Here is a 24990-nt window from a genome sequence, read left to right on the forward strand (position 1 = left end):
ATTGCTAAAGGGTTGTCTTGTCAGATATTCCATAAAGGAATAGAGAAAGATCGTAAAGCAGCTGCAGTGCTACTTTGCAGCCTAATAAGGTGACATTTTGTTGTGCGCATAAAAAAAGACGCACAAGCGTCCCGTTTTAGGCAGCTTGTTCCCTACGCAGGTTTTAACCTGATCAGGTTCACGGATCCCGCTTTCGCGATCTCAGCCTTAATTATTTAAGGCACTCCGACAAGTAAAAATATATAAATTATGTTCGTTGATTTGCAGTACTTTTTAGCAAATCTGCGCTGAGTGTACGCCAGTTAAAAATTGCCTGCAAGGGGCAACTTTAAATACTCATTAAGTTACTTTGCAATAAACACAAAGGTTTGCTCGCCTTGCATAACTAGTTGCTGGCCTTGCATTGTAAGCTGTGCGCCCTCTCTTAGAGCCTGTAAAAATTGCTGTTCAAACTCATCAATATTTGCCCCGCACGACTTACGTGTCATGCCAAGCTTATTAATACTAATGTTGCTACCTTCAAGTTCACCTTCGCCAAAAAATTTATTACATCCGGCAAAACCGTTTACTTGCAACGCCTCAATAAAGCTCATTGACGCAGTGTAAGATGCTGGAATAGCTAAACCATCAACCTTTGATAGTTGCCATTGTGTATATTTTAGCTGCTCAGAGGTCACCGTCCCTGTGGCTGTACAACCAATACATAAACCGATTAAAAGCATCGGTATCGCTGCTAATTTCATGCTATTACTAACTAAATATTTAATTGCGGTAATAGTAACAATTTTTATACGGTTTTTCCGTTAAAAATGCATGTTTTAAATGTAAATTTTTGTTCTATGGTAGTTTAAAAGTTAAACAGCTAAATTTAAGTCTGAGTTTTTAAATAAATTATCCATTTCTGGGGGCAAAAATGGGCGGCCTTTTTCGTTAACCGATGTACCAATTACTCTTGCTTGCAGCATTACTTTTTCATCGCTTTTGCGCACAATTGCTTGCTTAAACGCAAACTTTAAGCGACTTATACGCTCAGGCTCTACTGATACGTAAAACTCATCTTCAGGCACAAGGGAGTGCTTGTAATCAACTTCACTGCGTATTACCACTAAATTAACTTTTTGTTTTGCAAGCAAAGCAAAATCAACACCATTGGCAAATAAAAATTCATGGCGTGCGTGCTCTAAATAATTAAAATATACACTGTTATTTACAATTCCTTGTAAGTCACATTCGTAATGGCGTACTTTAAAGTCAACTTTAAAGGTCATATTAGTAATCCTGATTATTTAACGTATAATTGCCGCGTTTATAGCACATGTGTTGAAATAATTGCTACCATACGAGTCCCTAAAATGGAGTTAAGTAACCCAATGAACTTACGTTTGTCTTTAATTACTGCCGCACTTTTACCGCTAATTAGTGCACCACTTGTAGCTCATGCTGATGACAGCGACCTTGAAAGAATCGTTGTAACGGGCGACTTTCAACGTGAAAGCATTCAAACGCTAAGCGCCAGTGCAAGCCTATTCAGCGAGTCTGAAATTAACCAGCGTGGCGCAAGTTACTTAGACGAAATGTTAGGTAGCACTGCAAACGTAAACTTTACTTCAGGTGCTTCTCGTGGTCGTTATATCCAAATTCGTGGTGTGGGACTTCGTTCACAATTTGTAGACCCAATTAACCCATCGGTTGGTTTAGTTATTGACGGCATTAACTACTCAGGCCTTGGTGGTAGCTCATTATTATTTGATATTGACCAAGTAGAAATTTATCGCGGCCCGCAAGGCACACGTTTTGGTGCAGATGGCATGGCCGGTATGATCCAAATGGGATCAGCACAAGCCACCGCCGATCCGAGTTTAAAATTACAAGTGGGTATGGGCACATACAACTCACGTGAGGCAGGCCTTGCAGCAAGTACTGGCTTAACGGATGATACAAGCGCACGCGTAAGCTACTTTCGTAGAAAATCAGATGGCTATGTAGATAACCTATATTTAAACGACGAAACTCAACAACAAGATGAGCAAGTAGCCCGCTTTAAATTAAACAGCCAACTTACTGAGCATTTAAACACTGAGTTAAACCTACATTACATTGATATAAACAACGGTTACGATGCGTTCACGCTCGATAACAGCCGTAATAGTGTAGCCGACGAGCCGGGCCAAGATAACCAACAAAGCTACGCCGTTGGTATTAATAATACCTACACTGGCTTTAATGCCTTTGACGTAAGTTTAAACCTATCAGCCATTGATACAGAGCTACTTTACAGCTTTGATGAAGACTGGGTATGTAACGATGCAAGCGAGCCACAATTATGTGCGGCAGGCTTACACCCTTGGGGCTATAGCTACCAAGATACTTACTATCGGGAACGTGATGATAAAGCAGTTGAGTTGCAATTTAATGGAAAGTTAAAAGATTGGGTCTTGGGTGCGTATTACCAAGAGCGTGATATAGACCTTAACCGTCAACGTAGAAAGTTTGCTGAGTACCAAACTTTTAATTCTCGATATGAAGTAAGTAATACCGCGATTTACGGCCAAATTGCGAACCCAATAGGTCCTAAAACAACATTAATTGCGGGTTTACGTGTTGAACAATATCAAGGTGATTACACCGACAGCAACGGCTTTATTGAAGATACCGACGACGTAATGGTTGGCGGTAAAGTAGCACTTGAGTACCAAGTGATTGATCGCACCATGATCTACACAAGCATTACTCGTGGCTACAAAGCCGGCGGCATTAACTCAGAAGCACTGGCTAAAGCTAAAGATGAGGGCTTAAGCCTAAGCGCTGATTTTCTCCAGCAGCACACCAGTTTCGATCCTGAATATTTATGGAGTGGTGAATTTGGTGTTAAGGGCTCATCACTTGATGACAAGTTTACACTTCGCTTAGCCGCATTCTACATGCACCGTGATAACATGCAGCTAAAAGGCTGGTTGATAGAAGATCAACAATTTACCAGCTATGTTGATAATGCAAGCTCTGGCAGTAACTACGGCTTAGAAATTGAAGGCAGTTACCAACTTACTGAAGATTTATTCTTAACCGGTAGTGCAGGTTACTTAAATACAGAAATTGATGACTTTGTTGCTAGGACTGACATCTATCAACCCCCTTTAAACCAAGATGGTCGTGAGCAAGCGCAATCACCTAAATACCAATACGCATTTAGCGCACGTTATAACTTTACGAATGAACTATACGGGATGATTGGTGTTGAAGGTAAGGACGATTATTACTTCTCAGATAGTCATAACTCACAAGCGCCAAGCAGCAATTTAGTTAACCTGAGCTTTGGCTACGAAGCTGATATGTGGGCAGTACGCGCATGGGCTCGTAACGTGTTTGACGAAACAGTACCAACACGCGGCTTTGAGTTTGGTAACGACCCACTTGATGGTTATGCTACACACACCTATGTTCAATTAGGTGAGCCAAGAGTAGCCGGCGTAACGTTTACGCTAGAACTATAAGCTGTGTGATCTGACGCCGATAAAGTAGACACGGGGTTTTAATTCATTGATTCATATTGTATGGGACTAGCATTTCCAATCGTCCCATGCATTCACACTGAGTTGTAGTAATTCTCAATATAAAAACGACTTTAATTTGTCATTTCGCTACGACTCAGCTCATTTAGATTACTCATCCATTCTTTTCCTACTGAGCAAAAAAACTTTCTGAACAGGCATTATTCCAGCTGTTTCCCTTTCTCGATATGCTAATCGTTACACCTAGTTTGTTCAACCACGATATAGTCTCCTTTTCTCTATATTGGCTCCCTTGTTCAGAATCTTTGGCCGTTTGGTTTACGTACATTCCAAGCCTTCTTGGGTGTTTTAATCACTAAACCCGCTCTATTAATTCGACTTGTTGCCCAGCCTACAACTTTGCGTGAGTATAAATCAAAAATGACACATAAGTACTGCCAGCCTTCTTTACAGCGCACCTGAGTTATATCCGACACCCATACACTTTTAGGCTCTTCAACATCAAATTGACGAACAAGTAAGTTCTCTGTCGTTATAAAACCCTGCTTTTTATTGCCACTCGTGTAGCGACGCTTACCTGATTTAGAGCGATAACCTACGCTTTGTAATAAACGCTGCACTCTGCCTTTACTGCAATCATATCCGTCGGCTATAGCGGCTTGCCACAATTTTCTGTAACCAGGTATGCAGTGCTCTTCATTACTTCTTTTTATTAAAAACTGAAGTGATAAATCATTTTTCCTGAAACTGGGTTTAACGACTATTTCAGCCATTTGTAATACCCTACCTTAGAGACAGATAATTACGCACATAACTTACTTATTGCTTTCTTCGCCGAAGCGGTCTGATGGGTATAGTGAAACCTTATTCTTCTAGGCTGTCGAAGTAGGACCTCACCTTTTTTAACACGTCGTTCTCCAACTGCACGTCCTCAAGGTCTTTATATGATTTTTCTGGGCCTTTGTTTTTAAGTGGATTAGCTTCTTCTTTTGAGATCATTTTACTTCTCCAGCTTGATAGCATATAGGGATGAATACCGTATTTTTTTAGCGGTCATTCTAACGCTGCCGTGTGAGTCTAGCGACCCCTGCACTACTTTTATGGAGTCAGATCAGTAAAACAATGACCTTGTGGATTTTACCTGCAAGGTTTTTTATGCCTAAATTTTAGCGCAAGTTGGCGTATACATTACGAGTATGTGATTTTAAAAAACAAAAAACCCAGCATAAGCTGGGTTTTTACAATTCTGAAAGAAAACTAAATTACTTGATTTTAGCTTCTTTGAAAATCACGTGTTTACGAGCCTTAGGATCGAACTTTTTGATTTCCATCTTTTCAGGCATGTTACGCTTGTTTTTGTCAGTAGTGTAGAAAAAACCAGTACCAGCAGTTGAAACTAAACGGATTTTATCGCGCATGATTCAGTTCCTTAAACTTTTTCGCCGCGAGCACGGATATCTGTAAGTACCGCGTCGATGCCTTTTTTATCGATAATACGCATACCTTTAGTAGTAGTGCGTAGTGTTACAAAACGTTTTTCACTTTCAACCCAAAAACGGTGTGTTTGTAGGTTAGGTAGGAAACGACGTCTAGTCGCGTTTCTCGCGTGTGAACGGTGGTTACCAACCGTTGGACGCTTACCTGTAACTTGACATACTTTAGACATGTCTATATATCTCCAATAACTTCGCTCGAGCTTAATTTAACCTAAGGCCATGTATTTGTGCCCTAGATAAATCGAAGGGCGCTCTTTATACAGCTTTTACAGGCAAAGATCAAATACTGATCTATCCAACCAGCTCATATGTAAATTTGATAGCGGCTAATTATAAAGATCGAAAGCCCTTAGGGAAAGTAAAAACTGCATTTAAATTAAACTAATTTGCTAAAATGCCTCAAACCGCTCATTTTTAACACACTTATTCATCAAGCAGGGTTAAATCAAGCCTCGCTCAGCAAAAGAAACACAGGTTTCTCCTCCCACAATGATGTGATCAAGCACATTTATGTCTACCAATTGCAGCGCTTGCTGTAATTTATTGGTGATAAGTTTGTCAGCTTGGCTTGGTTCAGCAATACCGCTTGGGTGGTTATGAGCTAAAATAACGGCCGCTGCGTTATTTTTAAGTGCCGCCTTAACAACTTCCCTTGGGTAAACACTGGCAGAATTAATGGTGCCATAAAAAAGTACTTCATCATTTACTAAGCGGTTTTGGCTATCGAGGTAAAGCACCATAAATACCTCTTGCTGTAATCCACGCATCTGAATGGTTAAATATTCGTACACAGCATTGGGGGAATTAAACACAGCCTCTCGCTGGCAGCGCTCTTGCATATAACGCTGGCTTAGTTCAAGTACAGCTTGTAACTGCACATATTTAGCCATGCCTAGACCTTTTTGCGCACAAAACTCATCTTGGCTGGCATTAAATAAATTATGCAGTGTTTTATTCTCGTTAAGTAAGTGTTGGGCAAGCTCTATCACATTCATTCCTGGTAACCCAGTACGTAAAAATATAGCCAGTAACTCAGCATCAGTGAGCGCTTTAGGGCCTTTTGCAATTAATTTTTCACGTGGGCGCAGTGAATTAGGTAACGATGTTAATTGCATTATTCATCCTTGATGATTAAAAAACAGTCATATAACTGTAATGCAAATTTTAAAATTAGCCTGATTATTTAATCTTAAAAACTTAGCTCAAAGCACAAAGATTTGTTATTTTAGCCTGCATATAAACTCAAGCTGAAAAACACTCATGACTAACTTAACAAACAAAAAAATTGTCCTTGGCATAACCGGCGGTATTGCAGCCTATAAATGTGCAGAGCTCGTTAGGCGCTTAAAAGACGCTGGTTGCGAAGTAAAAGTCGTTATGAGCGAATCAGCTAAACACTTTATCACCCCGTTAACCATGCAAGCTGTAAGTGGCGAAATGGTGTCTGACTCATTACTTGACCCATCTGCAGAGGCGGCAATGGGCCACATAGAATTTGCCAAGTGGGCTGATTTAATTTTAGTGGCGCCTGCAACCAGCAATACTATAGCTAAAATGGCCGCAGGTATTGCCGATGACTTACTCACTACACTGCTATTGGCTACACCAGCAAAAGTAGCCGTAGCGCCTGCAATGAACCAGCAAATGTATGCACACCCTGCTACACAGGCTAATTTGGCAACGCTTAAATCTCGCAATGTACTAATTTGGGGTCCAGGTAAAGGCGAGCAAGCGTGTGGCGATGTAGGCGCTGGGCGCATGTTAGAACCACACGAACTAGTCGCACTGTGCACAGCCACAGAGCAGCCACAAATACTAACGGGTAAAACACTTACCATTACCGCAGGCCCAACACGTGAGCCACTTGACCCTGTGCGTTTTATATCAAACCACAGTTCAGGAAAAATGGGCTATGCCCTTGCACAAGCCGCATTAGAGCTTGGTGCTAAGGTTAATTTAATTTCAGGCCCGGTGACTATTAAAGCCCCTGCCGGCGCTAATTTAATAAACATAGAAAGTGCAGAGCAACTTTTAAATGAATCATTAACCTATGCCGCACATTCTGACGCTTTTATAGGCTGCGCCGCCGTAGCTGATTACAGAGCAGCGAATGTCGCTACTCAAAAAATGAAAAAACAAGGCGATGAGCTCACCCTTACCCTTGTTAAAAACCCCGATGTTGTTGCCGCCGTTGCTAGCTTAGAGCAAAGCCGCCCTTATACAGTAGGTTTTGCAGCCGAAACACAAAATGTAGAGAGCTACGCAAAGGGTAAACTTAAAAACAAAAACTTAGATATGATTTGCGCAAATGATGTATCAAAAAGTGGTTTAGGTTTTAACTCCGATCATAATGCTTTAACACTTTATTGGCATAATCAAAGCTTAGAATTACCAGCAACAAGTAAAACAGAAATTGCACATCAAGTGATCGAACAGCTCGCTAAACATCTATAAAAATGCTGGAAACAAACTGAATAAAACATTAACATAAGCCACTCATTTGAACAGAAAATGACTAGCCCCAGCTAAGAATAACTAATAAAAAAGGAAGGTTCATGCCTGCGACAAAAAGAAGTAATCGCAAAGAGCAGATACTGCAAGCACTCGCACAAATGTTAGAAACCAGCCCAGGACAACGAATTACCACAGCGAAGCTTGCTGCTGAAGTAGGCGTTTCTGAAGCTGCGCTTTACCGTCATTTTCCTAGCAAAGCACGTATGTTTGAAGGCCTAATTGAGTTTATTGAAGACACCCTTTTGTCGCGCATTAACCTTATTTTAGAAAACGAAAAAGAAAGCCAAACACGCGTTTACAATATTTTATTATTGCTACTCACCTTTGCAGAAAAAAACCCAGGTATTACCCGCATATTAACAGGCGACGCCCTGCAAGGTGAGCAAGAGCGATTACGCGAGCGTGTACAAGGTTTATTTGAAAAACTAGAAACACAATTCAAACAAGTTCTGCGCGAGCGAAAGCTCCGTGAAGGTAAAACTTTTCAAAGCGATGAGCTCACCTTAGCAAACTTTTTACTTGCTTACGTAGAGGGCAAAATGAACCAATTTGTACGCAGCGACTTTAAAGTAAAGCCAAGCTCTCAGTTTGAAAAACAATGGCCTGAACTACAAAAAATTTGGCTATAACACAAATTTACTCACTTCGTTTAAGCGCGGTACTTAATCGCGCTTAGCTTACTCCCTTTCATCCCTTTTCTTATACCGCTTATCTGATCCGCTCGAAATATAAGCCAAACTCGTTACAATGGTTGTTACCCTAAAAGCACCGTAAAAACGAGAATCAATAATGAAAACAACGCTCACCTTTTTAAGCTCTGCGCTTATAGCAAGCTTAGCGAGTTCCTCTGCTTTTGCTCAGCAGGCGTTAGCATTTAAAGATGTATTTGATTTTAAATACGCTAAGCAAACGCAACTTTCTGAAAACGGAAACATACTTAGCTTTAGCGCTAAACCATATCGTGGAAACGCCAGTGGCCAAGTTTATAATTTAGCTACAAACACCCTATTAAGTACTGTAGAGCGCGGCACTAAGCCTGTTATTAATAAATCAGCTAACTGGGTGGCCTTTACACAAGTACCAACGCTTTTAGAGCAAGAGACCGCTAAAAAGAAGTCTGAGCTAAAAAACAACCTTATACTCATCAACACTCAAACCGGCGAAAAACAACAATTTGCCGACGTAAAAGATTATGTATTAGCTGATAATGGCCAGTGGCTTGCTTACAGAGTTGATCAAAAAGCTGAAAAAGACGAAACCACCGACGATAAAACTGAAGAAAAAAGCGAGATCACGCCAGACAAAAAAGATAAAAGCTTTGAGCTGGTTATTGTCGATTTAAAAAACAACACAACACATAGCTTAAATAATGTATTTAGTTACGCCATAAGCCCTAAAGCCAGCCAGTTACTCGCAAGCCAAAGTTACAGCGATGGCAATAATAATCAAATTGTACTGCTTGAACTCAATAACAACTTTGCACAAAGTGTACTAATAGATGAGCCAGGTGTTGTTGCGCAAACAATTGTGTGGCACCCAAGTAAAGAAATTGCAGCATTTAGCTTAGGTAATTATGTAAATGACGATACACGCCGTAGGCAATATGAACTAAAACTTTGGCAAAATAATACCCTTAGCACTATCGACTCCCCTAATAAAGAGTGGGTAATAGGCAAAACATCAAAAATTACATTCTCCGAAGATGGCGAGCGTTTATACTTTGAAAATCACCCAAAACTCGCTGCAAAAATAACAGCAAAAGAGTACACAGACGAAGCGTCACTGTATGACTTTGACACGATTCGTGAGCATAAAGGGCTGAATGTTTGGCACAATAACGACGCTCAAATAAAACCACGCGAAGAACAACAGTGGAACAAGGTCAATAAAAACCGCCATTACAGCGCCGTTTTACATTTAAATAGCCAAAAAACAGTACAGCTTAGTAATGAAAAAGTGAGCGATTTAGCGCTTAACACTGAGCGAAACCAAAGCGTATTAGGCTACTCAAACCAAGCTCACCTTGAAAAAATAATGTACGGCGGCTTTTTTGCCGACTACTACAGCATTAATGTAAATACCGGTGAGCAAACAACAATTGTTAAAAACTCTCCGTTTACACCAAGCCTTGCGCCAAATGGTCAGTACGCGGCTTATTTTGCTAATAGCCAAGTGCAGCTTAAAGATTTAAAAAATAATAAAGTAACTGCGCTTAGCAAAGCTATTAATGCCACCTTTGCAGATGACAAGCACGACTACCCATCAGAGCAGCCTGGCTATGGGTTTGCCGGTTGGTTAAATAACAGCAGCCAAGTATTAGTGTATAGCAAATACGATATTTGGGCGTTTGATGTAAATACCCAACAAGCAACCCAACTTACAAACGGTAAAGATACAGACACCCAATACCGCGTAATTCAGCTAGATAAAAACTTAATTGGCTATAATAAAGACGACACCTTGCTACTATCGGCTGTGAACTTACAATCAAAACAGCGTGAAGTTGCTAAGCTCGACTTAGGCTCAAACACAGTCACTAAAGTACTTAGCGGTAATAAACGCTTTGATGTGGTTAAAAAAGCAAAAAATGCCAATAAATACCTGTTTACCGAGCAAACTTACCAACAATTTCCTGATTACTACCAAACTGACTTTAGCTTTTCTGCACCTAAAAAGGTGACTCATTTAAACCCACAAATTGCTGATTTTGCCTGGGGCGAAAAGCCAGAGCTAATAAGCTATAAAGGCTTTGATGGCGAAGACTTACAAGGGGTGCTAATCAAACCTGCAGGCTATAAAAAAGGAGATAAAGTACCGGTTGTTGTATACTTTTATCGCTACATGAGCCAGCGCATGTATGATTTTCCTAAAATGGAGCTAAATCACCGTCCTAACTTCCCTATGTTTACTTCAAACGGTTACGCTGTATTTTTACCTGATATTCGCTTTGAAATAGGCCACCCAGGTAAATCGTCAACGCAAACCATGATAAACGCCACTCAAAAATTAATAGATTTAGGTATAGCCGACCCAGATAAAATAGGCCTACAAGGGCATTCATGGGCGGGTTATCAAAGTGCATTTATGATCACTCAAACAGATATGTTTAAAGCGGTTGTATCGGGCGCGCCGGTTTCAAACATGACAAGTGCTTACAGTGGCATACGTTTAAAGTCGGGCCTTGCACGTCAATTTCAATACGAAACAGGGCAAAGCCGTATAGGTAAAAACTTATTTGAAGCACCCGAGCTTTACATTGAAAACTCACCGGTGTTTTTTGCAGATAAAGTAAATACCCCTATTTTAATTATGTTTGGCGATAAAGATGACGCAGTACCGTGGCACGAAGGCGTACAGTACTACTTAGCACTAAGAAGAGCAGGTAAAGACGCGACCTTTTTACAATACGAAGGCGAACCACACCACTTGAAAAAGTTTCCTAATCAGGTCGATTTTTCAGTACGTATGATGCAGTACTTTGATCATTACTTAAAAGGTAAACCAGCTGCAAAGTGGATGACACAAGGCGAAGCATTCGTTGAAGAGTAAATAATATTCGATAGAACTAGAGCCTATCAATAAAATTTTAGGGTTATTCTATTAGGGCTTGTTGCAGCTTGCTATACAATGCAGCATGCCCTTTACCAAAATCAGTGGTGTTTCTATCAATGCGACTCAACCACTTTTTGGCATGTGCCATATTGCCTGTTTGCCAATGAGCTTGTGCTAAACGTAAGCTATAAATTGCTTGATAAATACTTTGTGGCTCAGTGAAATCAAACGCTTTTTTATAATAGCTTATAGCCTCTTTATAATTTTTATTTTGATGGTAACTGTAAGCTAAATTGCCACTTGCGAGCACAATTTTAGCATGATGATTAGTGTGTTTAATGGCGTTATACGCCATTAAATTACTGCGTATAGCTTGCTCGTATTGCTGCCAATTTAAGTAAATATGAGCCTTGTTTACATGCAACTCTAAATGAAAAATAGGGTCGTTGTTTTTTGCAAAACGTTGCTCTGCGTCTATAAGCAAACGCATGGCTGTTTTTTTACTACCAAATACATAATGTAAATTAGCCAATTCCACCAGCCTTAGTGGGTCGCCAAACGCATCATAAATGCCATCAAGCTGTGAAAACGCTTTTGCTGCATAAACTTTTGCCTCTTCTTTTTTACCAATATAATTAAGGGTTTTAGCGTAGTAATAATACATTTGCAGCTTAAAAATACCCGGTAGGTGCTCTTGTTTTACAAATGGTGTTATAGCGGCAAATAAATTATCGAACTGTTGGTAGTCGTAGTAGTAATCAAACTCGTAGGTTTTAATTTTATACCAGTCTGCGGGGTTTCTTTTAGCATCATTAAGGCGAGTTTTAATATATGGGAGGCACTGCTGTTGTGATTGCTGCAAACAAAATGCTTCATGATCGCTGTAGTTTTCTGACGCTAATGCATTAAAACTTATAGCAACAATGCTTAACAGCAAAAATATACGCACTAATATTACACTCTTTAAAATCACCTTTAATTAAGAGTGTAATATTTTTATCTCACCTACCACAATACGCTGAAATGCTTATGCATATTGCCCACATGCAAACCCACAGCTCCACGCATATTGGAAGTTGTAGCCCCCAAGCCAGCCCGTTACATCGGTAACTTCGCCTATAAAATATAAGCCTTTGGCTTTTTTAGCTTCAAAAGTTTTAGAACTAAGCTCGTCGGTATCAACACCGCCCAAAGTTACCTCAGCGGTACGGTAGCCCTCTGTGCCATTAGGTTTTATTTTCCACGCGTGAATATAATGTACCAGCTCATCTATTTGAGCATGGGTAAGCTGATTAATATTACAATCAGGGATGGCTTTGCTCTCGTGTAGTATTTCTATAAAGCGTTTGGGTAAAATAGTCGCCAGGCTATTTTTTAATGACTTTTGAGATTGTGTTTCTCGCCAATCGGCTAGTTGCTGTTTTAAATCGAGCTCAGGAAGTAAGTTAATGGTTACGGCCTGCCCTGCTCGCCAAAATGAGCTTATTTGCAATATAGCAGGGCCCGAAAGGCCACGGTGGGTAAACAAAATATTTTCTTTAAATACTGTGCCGTCTTGACTTGAAACTTCACACGGTATGCTAATACCTGAAAGCCCTTCAAAGCGGTCTTTATCATGTTGGTGCAAAGTAAATGGCACTAGCGCCGCCATGGTAGGCAGTACGTTTAAGCCAAACTGCTCTGCAATTTTATAGCCTATGGGGGAAGCGCCAAGCTTGGGCATTGTTAAACCGCCCGATGCAATAACTAACGACTCGCATGTTAAGGTTTCTTGCTCTGTGGTAACGCTATAACCAGACTCAGTTTTAGAAACGCTTAACACTTCGCTACGTAATTTAATATTAACACCCGCCCACTCGCACTCAGTTAGTAGTATATCTACTATATCTTGTGCGCTGTTATCGCAAAAAAGCTGGCCTAGAGTTTTGTGGTGATAAGCCAAGCCATGGCGATCCACCAGCTCAATAAAGTCGTGTTGCGTGTAACGGCTTAAACACGATTTAACAAAGTGAGGGTTGCCACATAGGTAATTTTCGGGGCTGGCATTTTCGTTTGTAAAATTACAACGCCCCCCACCACTTATTAAAATTTTTCGGCCTGGTTTTTTACCCATATCAAGCACTGTAACGCTTCGGCCGCGATAACCTGCTTGTGTAGCGCTCATTAACCCGGCTGCACCTGCGCCAATAACAATTACATCTACTTGATTCATTACTTTACCTTACTAAAAAATTTGCTCAATTATAGCAAAGTTTAGCTAAACACCCTGAACAGAATTTATTGTTAATTATATAGCAACAAATGTAATTACACTTAATTACGCTTCACATCAAACCAGTCAAAACTACTAATACTTATACCTTATTTTGTTATTTAATAACAAATACTAAAATGCTGCAAAACCGCTAATCGCCTAAGTTATAACCAAAAGAAATAGGTACATAAGTAATTGGTATTTTAAAGAGGTTAACAGATCATTTACCTTTGTTTCTGTTTCGTAATCAAGCGTTACGAATTGACTAATAACAACTAGGGATAATTATGACAACAAGTAAATCATTTAAGCGTTGTGCAATAGCGCTAACTATTAGTACCGTATTTGCAGCATCTGCAAGTGTTGCTCAAGATGTTTCAACCTCTATGGCAGAAACCTCGGCAAAGCTACAAAGCCAAGCCGGCTTTGAAACCCAATTTATTATTAAATACAAAAATAGCGCTAACGATATGGCAAGTTTTTCAGTTGCTGATGCTAGCCCTTCAAACATGAAAAAACGCGCTAAAAACTTTGTTAAAAATTTCGCATCTAAAAAAGGCAAAGTTAAAGCTAAATATATTCGTGCTATGGCGCTTAATAACCATCACGTTATGCGTGCAGACAAAAAGCTAAGTGCATCAGAAGCACAAGAATTTATGCAAGAAATGGTGGCCTCTGGCAATGTTGAATACATTGAAGTGGATCAAATGCTTAAACCATTTGCAACGCCTAATGATCCTCGTTATGGCGATCAATGGCACTACTACGAACAAGCCAGTGGCTTAAATTTACCTACCGCTTGGGATACCGCAACCGGTAGCGGTGTGGTAGTGGCCGTACTTGATACAGGTTATCGCCCACATGCTGATTTAAACGCTAATATTTTACCTGGTTACGATATGATCTCTAACCTGTCGGTAGCTAACGATGGTGGTGGTCGCGATAGCGATGCTCGCGATCCGGGTGATGCTGTAGCCGCGGGTGAATGTGGCAATAACGGCGCACAAAGCTCTAGCTGGCACGGAACGCATGTTGCAGGTACTGTTGCTGCTGTTACTAATAACGGCGAAGGTGTAGCCGGTGTTGCTTACGATGCTAAAGTAGTGCCAGTACGTGTACTTGGCAAATGTGGTGGTTTAACTTCAGATATTGCAGATGGCATTATTTGGGCATCGGGCGGAAATGTATCTGGCATCCCTGCAAACTCAAACCCTGCTGATGTAATTAATATGAGTTTAGGTGGCAGCGGCTCGTGTAGCTCTACTACGCAAAACGCGATTAACACAGCACGTAGTAACGGTACTGTGGTTGTTATTGCTGCGGGTAACGACAACGATAATTCAGCAAACTATAACCCGGGTAACTGTAGTGGCGTTGTAAACGTTGCATCGGTTGGTCGTAATGGTGGGCGCGCATATTACTCAAACTACGGTAGCAACATTGACGTTGCAGCACCGGGTGGCGCACAAAGCTTTGCAAACGATTCTGAAGGTGTTTTATCTACTTACAACTCAGGTTCTTCTACACCATCAAGCGATAGCTATGGTTTTTCACAAGGTACATCAATGGCGGCTCCTCACGTTGCCGGTGTAGCTGCATTAATTAAGCAAGCAAAACCTAATGCTACTCCTGATGAAATTGAAAGCATTTTAAAATCAACAACTCGCTCATTTGCAGCAACGTGTACCAGCTGTGGTACAGGTATTGTTGATGCTGCGGCTGCAGTCGCTGCGGCAAGTGGAAATTCAAGTACGCCAAAAGCTGGTGGTGGAAGTGTAAGTGATGTCAGTGCAAATACAGGTCAATGGAAGCACTATACGTTAGATGTACCAGCAGGTATGAGCACGTTTACCGTAACAACCTCAGGTGGTAGCGGTGATGCTGACTTATTTGTTAAATATGGCAGCCAACCTACAGCGTCTAGCTACGATTGTCGTCCTTATAAAAACGGCAACGCAGAAACATGTACATTTAGCAATCCACAAGCAGGTACATGGCACTTAAGTGTTAATGCTTATAGCACCTTCTCGGGCTTAACCTTAAGCGGCCAATACCAGCCATAACAAAAAGGCCCTAAGTGTGCGCACTTAGGGCCTAATTTAAAACGCTGTGTGGTTATAGTTTTTCTAAAACTGCTTCTGCACGGCTTACTGTAAATTCTTTTTCTTTTTCAACAAATAAACCGCTTACTACGTTGTCATCAATAATCATTGCATAACGCGTAGAACGTGTACCACCAAAACCGCCGGTGTCTTTATCAAGGCCTAATGCTTTAGTAAAACTGGCATCGCCATCTGCAAGCATATCAATTTCTTGCGCATTTTGAGACTCACCCCATGCTTTCATAACAAACGCATCGTTTACTGATACACAGTAAATTGCAGCGATGCCTTTGGCTTTAATTTTATCGCTAAGGGTTATAAATTCAGGCAAATGGGCATTTGAGCACGTTGGGGTAAATGCACCTGGCACTGCAAATAACACAACTTTTTTACCGCTAAAAAGCTCAGTATTAGTAAGCGTTTGCATACCTTCATCGGTTAATTGCGATAATGTCACTGCGGGTAAAGTTTGGCCTTGTTCAATCATAATAAATCCTTAAGCATTTGATTAATGTACTCACAGTATAACGTTATTAAGCACGCTTAAAAGCAAAGTTTTAATACTGAATTTACAAACCGAGATTCGCTTTTATCGTTTGCGTTTGCTGCTGAAGCTGAGCGCGAATATCATCAACCAGTAGGCTTGATTCACTTACTTGGCCTTTCATGCTTTGCATAGACTGACTAAAGTTATCCAGTAGAGCACTTTGTTGTTTTGCAAGCGCCATTGCCTCAAAGGCAACCTTATTAGCATGTTGTGCATTACTCGCTACGCCTTCGGAGTTTACTTTGAGCTCTTGGGCATTTTGAGTTTGCGACTGCGCACCGTTTGCTAAAGCTGATATTTGCGTAGATACCACACCTGACTTTTCACTTAAAAGCGTAAGTTGCTCATTAATGTCACTTAACGACCCTTGTGTTTGGCGTGCTAGCTGCCTTACTTCATCAGCAACTACTGCAAAGCCTCGTCCGTGCTCACCCGCACGAGCTGATTCAATTGCCGCGTTAAGCGCAAGTAAATTAGTTTGATCGGCAATATTTCGGATCACTTCAATAATTTGCCCTACTCCTTCAACCCCAGATAACAGCTCTTGCAGGTTTTGCATACTTTGCTCAACTCGTGTCTGCGTATCTGAACTGGCGTTTAGCATACTCTGCGCAAAGCCTAAGCTTTGCTCCATAGCACTAAAGGTAGTTTTTGCGTTATCTGCAACTTGGCTATTAATCTCGTTAACGTGCTCGCCAATTTTTTGTATGTCGGTAAGTAAGTGCTGATTTTGTTCAACCTGCCCATGACTTGCTGCAGTTTGTTGACTAATCGTATGCAAGTGCTCGCTCATTTGTAACATAAAGCTATTTACTACTTTTAACATTTGAGCACGCTCATGCGCTTCTTGTCGTTGCCGCTCAATAAGTTGGTTAAAATAACTGGCTATTTCACCGACTTCTGTTTTTGGATTTTTGCTTTGGATATTTTTAAGCTCATTACTTTCAATTAAAAATGCAAATCCATCTCTAAGCTGCCTGAGCGGGTTAAGCACCTGATTACGCTGTACGATATATACACCTGCTGCCAATAAAACGAGTGTACTAATGGCAAAGCAAAACACCCAAAATACCTTTTCTTTAAGGGCGCTTTGCTGTTGTTTTAGCTGTTGCTCTGCATTAATTACCGTTTTAGATAACAGGCTTATTTGATTACGAAGTGCAGTGCTGCCTGCTTCTCTAAGCTGTGCTTGTTCAAGGGTGTTTGCTAAATCACGTGGATAACGGTTAGGCCAACTAATAAGCTCTGATTTTATCTCATCGGCTAAGTCTTCTGCTTCTTCATCAAAAAACAAGGCATCTTCGTCCACTTCGCTCATAACGCCTAAGTTTGGTAGTTGCTCTACTTGCATGGCTAACGAGTTCAAGTTAGTAACACTTTGTTGCAAGCTCTGCTTAGTACTTGCCTCATAGTTCATAACTAGCTGGTAAGTAAATAAACTAAGGTTTACAACTTCGTTGTAATAATCAGCAGCAAGAGAGTAGTAAGCCAATGCGTTAGCGTTTTGGTTGGGAGATTTTTTAGCGTAACTAATTAATGACGACGCTGATCCCATCATTTGTCGTATCGCGTTATCAAGCAGTGCAGTTTCGTTGCCTGAGAGTTTGCCAAGCGCCCTGTATTTGCCTTTAATATCAGTATCTAAATTACTTAACTGCTTATTGAGTTGTAGTGCTAACATGCTTGGTAGAACCTTAAGCTGCAGGCCTTTTACTTGCTCAATTAAAGCCGAGGATTGATTTAAGTATTGGCTATCTCCTTGCTCGAGGTAGGTTCCTAAAAAACCAGCTAAATCGACTACAATAGTGTTTTTTAATTCACTATACGCGCTATCTTGCTGCTCAAGTTTAAGTAAGGTTTGGCTTGCCCAAAATAATGTAATAGCTAATAAAATACTGGCTAAAGTTAGCAAAATAGCTAATAACCGAGTAAAAGATGAAACGCGCATAAATAACTACCCCTCGTGTTTATGCGCGTAGAGTATTAACTATTTATGACAATTTAATGTAAGTAATTCAAAACGCGTATATTTAGTGTAAATATACGAGTAAAGCATTAAAAATTAGACATAAAAAAACCGCGATAAACGCGGTTTTTTTTATAATTGCTAATTAAAGACCAGCACGGTCTTTTATTACAGCAATTAATGGTGACCCACCGTGGCCATTACCTTCAGCCCACGCGATGTCTGCGCCGTCTGATAATGAACTTTTTGATAAGTTTTTAACTATGTACTCACCAGAATTTACAGCGTTACTAGCTACAGCATGACGCAGTAAGTTATTACCATTACATTGAACAGCATCGTAAATATTGCGAATTTTTACACGTGAACTTTTTAGTTTACTACGTAAACGATTTTTATCGTCAGCTGCAATATATTCACAAATAGATACAGCTAATTGATCATTTGCTTTAGCAGGCACGGTATACATTAACGAACCAGCAGCAACGGCTGTGATAACAACTAGCTTTGACAATTTAAACATGAAACACCCTTTATGGTACTTTTTACCTATTTTGACTGCCTAATATTGTACCAACCTGCTGAAAGTTTCGCAATAATGTTAATCTTTTTTATATAAAGTTACGAATTTATAACTATATTGATTCTTTTCGTCGGGTTTATTTTGCTGTTCATCGACGATTTGCCAATTTGCCTCAGCTTGATAATCTGGGAACTGAGTATCCCCCTCAACCGCTAAGTCAATAAAGGTTAAATATAGACGAGTAGCTAAAGGTAAAAATTGCTGATAAATATTACCACCACCAATAATCATCACCTCTTCCACTTCGTTAACCAAGTCTAGCGCGGCCTCTGGCGTAGTAACTGTTTCAATACCTGATGCACTGTAATTCTCATTTCGGGTAATAATTATGTTTCGGCGCCCCGGTAACGGTCGGCCAATTGACTCAAAGGTTTTGCGCCCCATGATCACAGGCCTCCCCGTTGTGACCTTTTTAAAATGCTGTAAATCGGCTGGTAAGTGCCAAGGCATATTGTTATCAAGGCCAATAACACGGTTATTTGCCATAGCGGCTATCATTGAAATTATCACACTAAATACCTAATACTTTTATATTAAACAAATAAAAAGGAGCTTTCGCTCCTTTTTAATTAATTCGATTTTATCGCTCGTAGACTACTTCTACGTCGTAATCATCTTCGTCCCAGTCATCCCAATCATCATCGTCGTTCTTAGTCGCTTTTTGATGGTAGGTATCCCACTTGAACTCAACTTCTTCGTCTTCGATTTCTTCGAACTTCTCTTTAGGCATGCTATCAAGTAGCGCCATAATATCGTGAATTAACGGCTGAGTATTAAGCTTATTAACTGCAGAAATACGGTAAACGTTTTCTTCTTCACCAAGCTCTTGTGCAATTTGCTCACATAACGCTTGTGCTTCGTCTTCTGGTAATAAGTCTATTTTATTAAACACTAACCAGCGTGGTTTGTCTGCAAGCTTAGGGCTGTATTGATGTAGCTCGTTAATAATAGCAAATGCGTTATCAATTGGGTTTGAACCATCAACCGGCATCACATCAATCACGTGTAACAATACACGACAACGCTCAAGGTGCTTCAAAAAGCGAATACCAAGGCCTGCACCATCTGAGGCACCTTCAATTAACCCTGGAATATCTGCGATTACAAATGACTTGTTAGCTTCAGGGCGAACAACCCCTAAGTTAGGTATAAGCGTTGTAAACGGGTAATCGGCTACTTTTGGCTTAGCTGCCGATACACTACGAATAAACGTAGATTTACCCGCATTTGGTAAACCTAGTAGGCCTACATCAGCAAGCAACATAAGCTCTAACTTAAGATTACGCACCTCGCCTGGCGTACCTAGCGTTTTTTGGCGCGGAGCACGGTTTGTACTTGATTTAAAACGCGCATTCCCCAAGCCATGGAAACCGCCTTTTGCAACCACAATTTTTTGACCATGTTGCGTTAAATCACCTAACGCTTCTTGTGTGTCAACATCCATGATACGCGTACCAACAGGTACTTTTACCATTAAGTCTTCACCTTTTTTACCTGTACAGTTACGGCTTTGACCATTAGTACCACGCTCTGCGCGATGAAAACGTTCAAACTGGTAATCAATTAGGGTATTTAAGTTTTCATCAGCTTGTAGATAAACACTACCACCGTCTCCACCGTCACCGCCGTCAGGGCCACCGTCTGGTACATATTTTTCTCGACGGAAAGACACGACACCGCTGCCGCCGTCACCAGCTTCTGCGCGAATTTCTACTTCATCTACAAACTTCATGATTACTCACTTTAGGGATTGGCTTTAATTTAACTATTATATACCCAAGCCAACGCAAATGCAGGCTTGGGTATATATTTGATGTATCTGAAAACAAAAAACCCCGCAAAGGCGGGGTTTTTTACTACCTTACTGATTACTCAGCTACGATAGTTACGTATTTACGGTTTAAAGGACCTTTTTGTTCAAATTGAACTTTACCATCTGCTTTTGCGAAGATAGTGTGGTCTTTACCGATACCTACGTTTGCGCCAGCGTGGAAACGAGTACCACGTTGACGAACAATGATGCTACCCGCTAGAACTGATTCGCCACCAAAACGCTTAACACCTAGGCGTTTGCTTTCTGAATCGCGACCGTTACGAGTACTACCAGCTGCTTTTTTATGTGCCATTTCTAAGTACCTCTAATTAAGCGCTAATGCCAGTGATTTTAACTTCAGTGAACCATTGACGATGGCCCATTTGCTTACGAGAATGCTTACGGCGTCTAAATTTAACAACCTTAATCTTCTCACCGCGACCATGTGAAACAACCTCAGCTGTTACTTTACCACCGTTTACGAACGGTACACCGATCTCGATTTTCTCACCATCAGCAACTAAAAGTACTGAATCAAATTCAACTGCTGCACCAGTTTCAACGTCTAATTTTTCAAGACGAATCGTTTGACCTTCAGTCACACGATGCTGTTTACCACCACTTTGGAAAACCGCGTACATAATTAACTCCGTCTGTGCGCCCTCAAATCGACGCAACTAAAATATTCTTCGATAGGGCGCGAAGTTTACGCTAATGCATAAAAACTAGCAAGCCTATTTTGTAATTAAAATGAATAAAAAGTAGCTGCATTGAGAGCAATTCAATATTTCCCCCATTTTATATTAAATTGCCCTGTTGCCAAGCGCTTTTTAACCGAATAATAAAATAAATTAGTACACAGTTACGCCTGCTCCAGAAGTTATTCACTGCACACTTAATAAACACGCTTTGATTGCAAAACAAACAATTAAATTAGCTAATTAAGCCTCAATTAAGCTTTTTAACTCGGTTTTTTTAATGAATCGTCACAAAATATCGAGCTAGTGCATTTTTTGTTGTACAATCGGCGCCGTTCACACATAAAAATTGGCTCGGAGATCAATGGATATAAAAGCTATCCAGGCGTTAATCGAAAGCGATATGAATGACGTCAATCAACTTATACACGCGCAAATGCGCTCAGATGTGGCGTTAGTCAATCAACTCGGTTTGTACATCGTTAACAGCGGTGGCAAGCGTGTACGCCCTATGCTTGCTCTATTGGCAGCAAGAGCTTTAGGTTATCAAGGCAAAGATCATATTACCTTGGCAACGATTGTTGAATTTATTCACACCGCAACACTATTGCATGACGATGTTGTTGATGAGTCTAACCTGCGCCGTGGTACACCAACAGCTAATGCTGAGTTTGGTAATGCGGCAAGCGTGCTTGTTGGGGATTTTATTTACACTCGCTCGTTTCAGCTAATGGTGGGGCTTGGCAAAATGCAGATTATGCAAATTCTTGCCGATGCTACCAATATTATTGCTGAGGGTGAAGTATTGCAGCTTATGAATTGCAATGACCCTGATACCACTGAAGCAAGCTATATGCAGGTGATTTATTCTAAAACAGCTAAGTTATTTGAAGCAGCTACTGGGCTTGCAGCAATTATAACCGAACAAGACAATAGCGTTTTAGATGCACTAAACTTATACGGTATGCATTTAGGTACTGCTTTTCAGTTAGTTGATGATGTACTCGATTACAACGCCGACGCCGACCAATTAGGTAAAAATATTGGTGATGATTTAGCTGAAGGCAAGCCAACTTTACCATTAATATATGCTATGCAGCACGGTAGTGATGAGCAAAGAGCGCTTATTCGTGATGCCATTGAGCATTGTAATGGTATGGACCACCTTGAGGCTATTTTAACGGCGCTTAAAGAAACCAACGCACTTGAATTTACCATGCAAAAGGCGCAACAAGAGGCAGAAAAGGCCATTGCGTGTTTAGACTTTTTAGCAGAGTCAGAATATAAACAAGCACTAATTAGCTTAGCGCGTATTGCTGTAGAGCGAGATCACTAATTTGGTTGCCCCCCTTAACTAACATTAAGGGTAATAATTTTCGAGCAATAAAAAAGCCTGCATAAGCAGGCTTTTTTGTGTATATCTTGGCTATTACGCCATGAAATCAACACCTTCTTTGATGTCTTTTTTCAGTGTTTCAAGCATATCGTTTTTAGCTTTTTCTTCAAATGCGCTTAGTTCGCCGTAAGAAAGAATTTCTTCTACGCCGTTTGTGCCTAAACGTACTGGGTGAGCAAAGTACTCTGCATCGCCATTTTCAACAGCAACGTATGCGTAATCTACTACTTCTTCACCTTGTAGGCCTTTAACTAAAGACATACAAAAACGTGCAGCAGCAGCACCCATAGATAATGTAGCTGAACCGCCACCCGCTTTAGCGTTTACTACTTCAGTACCTGCGTTTTGGATACGTGGAGTAAGTGAAGCAACTTCTTCTTCAGTGAAGCTTACGCCTTCAACTTGAGAAAGTAGCGGAAGGATAGTTGTGCCTGAGTGACCACCAATTACTGGTACTTTAACAGTTGCTACGTCTACGCCTTTAAGCTCAGCAACAAATGCTTCTGAACGAATTACGTCAAGCGTAGTAATACCGAATACGCGCTTAGCGTCGTAAGTACCTGCTTTTTTGAATACTTCAGCAACAATTGGAACTGTGCCGTTTACTGGGTTAGTGATAACACCTACTAACGCTTTAGGACAGCTAGCAACAATGCCTTCAGCTAATGTTTTGATGATGCCGGCATTTACGTTAAATAAATCCGCACGATCCATACCTGGTTTACGTGGCATACCCGCTGGGATAAGTACGATATCACAACCTTCAAGCGCTTTGTTTAAATCGTCTGCGCCAAAACCTGCTACTTTAACATCTGTAGGGATGTGAGATAGGTCAACAGCAACACCTGGTACAACTGGCGCAACATCGTAAAGTGATAATTCAGAACCAGCTGGTAAGCCTGTTTTTAATAATAAAGACAACGCTTGACCGATACCGCCTGCAGCACCTAATACAGCAACTTTCATTGGAATTCTCCGTAATTTGAGGTAGGAAATATTTGTGGCTCTTAAGATAATGAAATTAGCGACTAAAAACAAATTTATCCTGCTTATTTCAGGTATATTTTCGACCATAGTTGTAAACTTTGTTGGTTTATCGCAGCAAACTGGCAAGTTAACTAAACAACTGCTGCATAATTATTCATTTTTGTGTAGAATTTACAGCATAAATAACAAAAATGAATAAAGACTATGCAACCACAAGACAAACAAGAAGCACTGGTAAAAGCGTTTAAAGCGCTTTTAAAAGAAGAAAACTTTGGCTCGCAAGGCGAAATAGTCGAAGCATTAAAAGAACAAGGCTTTGATAATATAAGCCAAAGTAAAGTGTCGCGTATGTTAAGCAAGTTTGGCGCAGTGCGTACACGTAACGCTAAACAAGAAATGGTTTACTGCTTACCGGCTGAAATGGGTGTACCAACGGCTAAGAGCCCGCTACGCCAGCTAGTTATTGATATAATGCACAATGAGATGATGATTATCATCACCACCAGCCCTGGCGCTGCACAGCTAATTGCCCGCTTACTTGACTCGTTAGGTAAAGCCGATGGCGTACTAGGCACAATAGCAGGTGATGACACTATTTTTATTGCCCCAGCAAAAATATCTGAAATAGACATTACCCTAGAGCGCGTTCGTATTTTATTTGATACGGTTTAAAGCTGCTTTAAAAAGCCAATTGACGGCGCAAAAAACGCAGACCCCATATCGGCTTGAGTAAAATCAAGCCAATGGTCGTAGCACTCCCCTTCTCCTAAGCGACTAGCCAATACTTTTTCAAATGCACTGCCCGAAGCCGAACACGTTATGCTGAGCATGCCCTGCTCGTAAACATCGCCATATGGTATGCTTTGGTTAAGTAAAATAGCATGGCCGTTTTCATCAACTAACTCACTGCGCGTGGCGTGGCTTGTATCGACCTTTGGTTCAATTAAGGTGTTATCTAAACGCGTGCGGCCCATAATATGCTCTTGCTCGCTAAGAGAAAGATGCTGCCATACTGTAAGGTCGTGCTTGAAGCGTTGTACATGAATATAACTGCCTTGGTTTTCAAAGCTATCTGGCTTATTTACCAATGCAGTAACACGCTTTTGTCTTCCGTGGGGAGTATTTCCACCATAAATAAAACCGTTAAAGTCTCGGCCATCTAAAAATCTAAAATTACGGATTTGTTCAACTAGTTCTACATCGGGCGAAAACAGTTTTAAAATTTGCAAAGCAAATAGATGGTTTACATCTTCTCGGTCTGAGCGAATTTGTATAAATAAATCACAAGGCTGAACCCGCATCACAAAATCGCTGTGGTTAATATTGGGAAAGCTTTGTAATTCACTGGGAATGTATTCCGGTAGAATATGCGGCCAATATTGCGCGCCAATGGCAACCATGCACGAGAGCATGGCTTCAGAGAATTGATCATTAAACTCTTCTTCAATCGCACTGACTCGCTTAAGCTTTGCGCGCAACGACTCATCTTGGCCGTCAAATACATTAAAAAATAAATGCAAACCGTGTAAGTTTGCTTCAGCACAAATCCCAGATTGCGCTTGTGCCATTGTTA

Annotated in this window: 23 protein-coding genes, 1 pseudogene and 1 riboswitch; of the genes and pseudogenes, 7 read left to right on the plus strand and 17 right to left on the minus strand. The window is 40.7% G+C overall.

Annotated elements, in window-relative coordinates:
- Nucleotides 1-132: 132 nt before the first annotated feature.
- Nucleotides 133-238: riboswitch (TPP riboswitch) on the minus strand.
- A gap of 106 nt (nt 239-344) precedes the next feature.
- Entirely contained in the window at nt 345-743 is a 399-nt protein-coding gene (locus PESP_RS14660) for an META domain-containing protein (RefSeq protein ID WP_245852086.1), read from the minus strand.
- Between the two features lie 111 nt (nt 744-854).
- A complete protein-coding gene (locus tag PESP_RS14665) occupies nt 855-1268 on the minus strand; it encodes an acyl-CoA thioesterase (protein ID WP_089348698.1) in 414 nt (137 codons plus the stop codon).
- 84 nt (nt 1269-1352) lie between these two features.
- Here PESP_RS14665 and PESP_RS14670 point away from each other — a divergent pair, with 84 nt between their 5' ends.
- Nucleotides 1353-3491, plus strand: coding sequence for a TonB-dependent receptor (locus PESP_RS14670; RefSeq protein WP_174694389.1), 2139 nt, complete (start codon nt 1353-1355; stop codon nt 3489-3491).
- A 92-nt stretch (nt 3492-3583) separates the two neighbouring features.
- Here the strand turns inward: PESP_RS14670 and PESP_RS14675 are convergent.
- The 4 genes and pseudogenes from PESP_RS14675 to radC all read right to left on the minus strand — a co-directional run bounded on the left by PESP_RS14675 (nt 3584) and on the right by radC (nt 6120).
- Nucleotides 3584-4611: pseudogene (locus PESP_RS14675) on the minus strand (IS3 family transposase).
- Between the two features lie 160 nt (nt 4612-4771).
- Nucleotides 4772-4927 carry a 50S ribosomal protein L33 gene (rpmG, locus tag PESP_RS14680; RefSeq protein WP_004587947.1) on the minus strand — a complete coding sequence of 52 codons (156 nt, stop codon included), beginning with the start codon at nt 4925-4927 and terminating at the stop codon, nt 4772-4774.
- An 11-nt stretch (nt 4928-4938) separates the two neighbouring features.
- Nucleotides 4939-5175, minus strand: a complete 237-nt coding sequence (gene rpmB, locus PESP_RS14685) for a 50S ribosomal protein L28 (protein ID WP_004587946.1) — start codon at nt 5173-5175, stop codon at nt 4939-4941.
- Between the two features lie 270 nt (nt 5176-5445).
- Complete coding sequence (gene radC, locus PESP_RS14690; protein WP_089348699.1) at nt 5446-6120, minus strand: RadC family protein; 675 nt, start codon at nt 6118-6120, stop codon at nt 5446-5448.
- 145 nt (nt 6121-6265) lie between these two features.
- Here radC and coaBC point away from each other — a divergent pair, with 145 nt between their 5' ends.
- The 3 genes from coaBC to PESP_RS14705 all read left to right on the plus strand — a co-directional run bounded on the left by coaBC (nt 6266) and on the right by PESP_RS14705 (nt 11068).
- Nucleotides 6266-7459 carry a bifunctional phosphopantothenoylcysteine decarboxylase/phosphopantothenate--cysteine ligase CoaBC gene (gene coaBC, locus PESP_RS14695; RefSeq protein ID WP_089348700.1) on the plus strand — a complete coding sequence of 398 codons (1194 nt, stop codon included), beginning with the start codon at nt 6266-6268 and terminating at the stop codon, nt 7457-7459.
- Between the two features lie 101 nt (nt 7460-7560).
- On the plus strand, nt 7561-8148 hold the full coding sequence (gene slmA, locus PESP_RS14700) for a nucleoid occlusion factor SlmA (RefSeq protein ID WP_004587943.1): 588 nt from the start codon (nt 7561-7563) through the stop codon (nt 8146-8148).
- A 160-nt stretch (nt 8149-8308) separates the two neighbouring features.
- On the plus strand, nt 8309-11068 hold the full coding sequence (locus tag PESP_RS14705) for a S9 family peptidase (protein ID WP_089348701.1): 2760 nt from the start codon (nt 8309-8311) through the stop codon (nt 11066-11068).
- Between the two features lie 43 nt (nt 11069-11111).
- On the opposite strand, the gene PESP_RS14710 is transcribed toward PESP_RS14705, so the two are convergent.
- The gene (locus PESP_RS14710) at nt 11112-12020 is read right to left on the minus strand and encodes a tetratricopeptide repeat protein (protein ID WP_245852088.1); all 909 of its coding nucleotides are present in this window, start codon (nt 12018-12020) and stop codon (nt 11112-11114) included.
- 78 nt (nt 12021-12098) lie between these two features.
- The gene (locus PESP_RS14715) at nt 12099-13283 is read right to left on the minus strand and encodes a BaiN/RdsA family NAD(P)/FAD-dependent oxidoreductase (RefSeq protein WP_089348702.1); all 1185 of its coding nucleotides are present in this window, start codon (nt 13281-13283) and stop codon (nt 12099-12101) included.
- Between the two features lie 329 nt (nt 13284-13612).
- On the opposite strand from PESP_RS14715, the gene PESP_RS14720 reads away from it, so the two are divergent.
- Nucleotides 13613-15388 (plus strand): S8 family peptidase, encoded by a 1776-nt coding sequence (locus PESP_RS14720; RefSeq protein WP_089348703.1) that lies wholly within the window; start codon nt 13613-13615, stop codon nt 15386-15388.
- A 52-nt stretch (nt 15389-15440) separates the two neighbouring features.
- Here PESP_RS14720 and PESP_RS14725 read toward each other — a convergent pair whose 3' ends face one another.
- The 7 genes from PESP_RS14725 to rplU form a co-directional block, all read right to left on the minus strand.
- A complete protein-coding gene (locus PESP_RS14725) occupies nt 15441-15914 on the minus strand; it encodes a peroxiredoxin (protein WP_089348704.1) in 474 nt (157 codons plus the stop codon).
- Between the two features lie 82 nt (nt 15915-15996).
- On the minus strand, nt 15997-17922 hold the full coding sequence (locus PESP_RS14730) for a methyl-accepting chemotaxis protein (protein WP_089348705.1): 1926 nt from the start codon (nt 17920-17922) through the stop codon (nt 15997-15999).
- Between the two features lie 163 nt (nt 17923-18085).
- Nucleotides 18086-18463 carry a DUF3718 domain-containing protein gene (locus PESP_RS14735; RefSeq protein WP_089348706.1) on the minus strand — a complete coding sequence of 126 codons (378 nt, stop codon included), beginning with the start codon at nt 18461-18463 and terminating at the stop codon, nt 18086-18088.
- A gap of 78 nt (nt 18464-18541) precedes the next feature.
- Nucleotides 18542-19033, minus strand: a complete 492-nt coding sequence (gene folA / locus PESP_RS14740; protein WP_164504431.1) for a type 3 dihydrofolate reductase — start codon at nt 19031-19033, stop codon at nt 18542-18544.
- 70 nt (nt 19034-19103) lie between these two features.
- Nucleotides 19104-20255: an Obg family GTPase CgtA gene (cgtA, locus tag PESP_RS14745; RefSeq protein ID WP_089348708.1), complete on the minus strand. Its 1152-nt coding sequence runs from the start codon at nt 20253-20255 to the stop codon at nt 19104-19106.
- Nucleotides 20256-20391: 136 nt separating this feature from the next.
- Nucleotides 20392-20649, minus strand: a complete 258-nt coding sequence (rpmA, locus tag PESP_RS14750; RefSeq protein WP_004587922.1) for a 50S ribosomal protein L27 — start codon at nt 20647-20649, stop codon at nt 20392-20394.
- Between the two features lie 16 nt (nt 20650-20665).
- Complete coding sequence (rplU, locus tag PESP_RS14755) at nt 20666-20977, minus strand: 50S ribosomal protein L21 (RefSeq protein WP_004587921.1); 312 nt, start codon at nt 20975-20977, stop codon at nt 20666-20668.
- Nucleotides 20978-21398: 421 nt separating this feature from the next.
- Here rplU and ispB point away from each other — a divergent pair, with 421 nt between their 5' ends.
- Complete coding sequence (gene ispB / locus PESP_RS14760) at nt 21399-22370, plus strand: octaprenyl diphosphate synthase (protein ID WP_089348709.1); 972 nt, start codon at nt 21399-21401, stop codon at nt 22368-22370.
- Between the two features lie 93 nt (nt 22371-22463).
- On the opposite strand, the gene mdh is transcribed toward ispB, so the two are convergent.
- Nucleotides 22464-23396, minus strand: coding sequence for a malate dehydrogenase (gene mdh, locus PESP_RS14765; protein WP_089348710.1), 933 nt, complete (start codon nt 23394-23396; stop codon nt 22464-22466).
- A 225-nt stretch (nt 23397-23621) separates the two neighbouring features.
- Between mdh and argR the strand changes: the two genes are divergently transcribed.
- Nucleotides 23622-24089 (plus strand): transcriptional regulator ArgR, encoded by a 468-nt coding sequence (gene argR / locus PESP_RS14770; RefSeq protein ID WP_004587918.1) that lies wholly within the window; start codon nt 23622-23624, stop codon nt 24087-24089.
- Here the strand turns inward: argR and PESP_RS14775 are convergent.
- Entirely contained in the window at nt 24086-24985 is a 900-nt protein-coding gene (locus tag PESP_RS14775; protein ID WP_089348711.1) for a Dyp-type peroxidase, read from the minus strand. The two genes, argR and PESP_RS14775, sit on opposite strands and share 4 nt — an antisense overlap.
- Between the last annotated feature and the right edge of the window lie 5 nt (nt 24986-24990).

Origin of the sequence: Pseudoalteromonas espejiana DSM 9414 (assembly GCF_002221525.1) — a bacterium.
Taxonomy (GTDB): domain Bacteria; phylum Pseudomonadota; class Gammaproteobacteria; order Enterobacterales; family Alteromonadaceae; genus Pseudoalteromonas; species Pseudoalteromonas espejiana.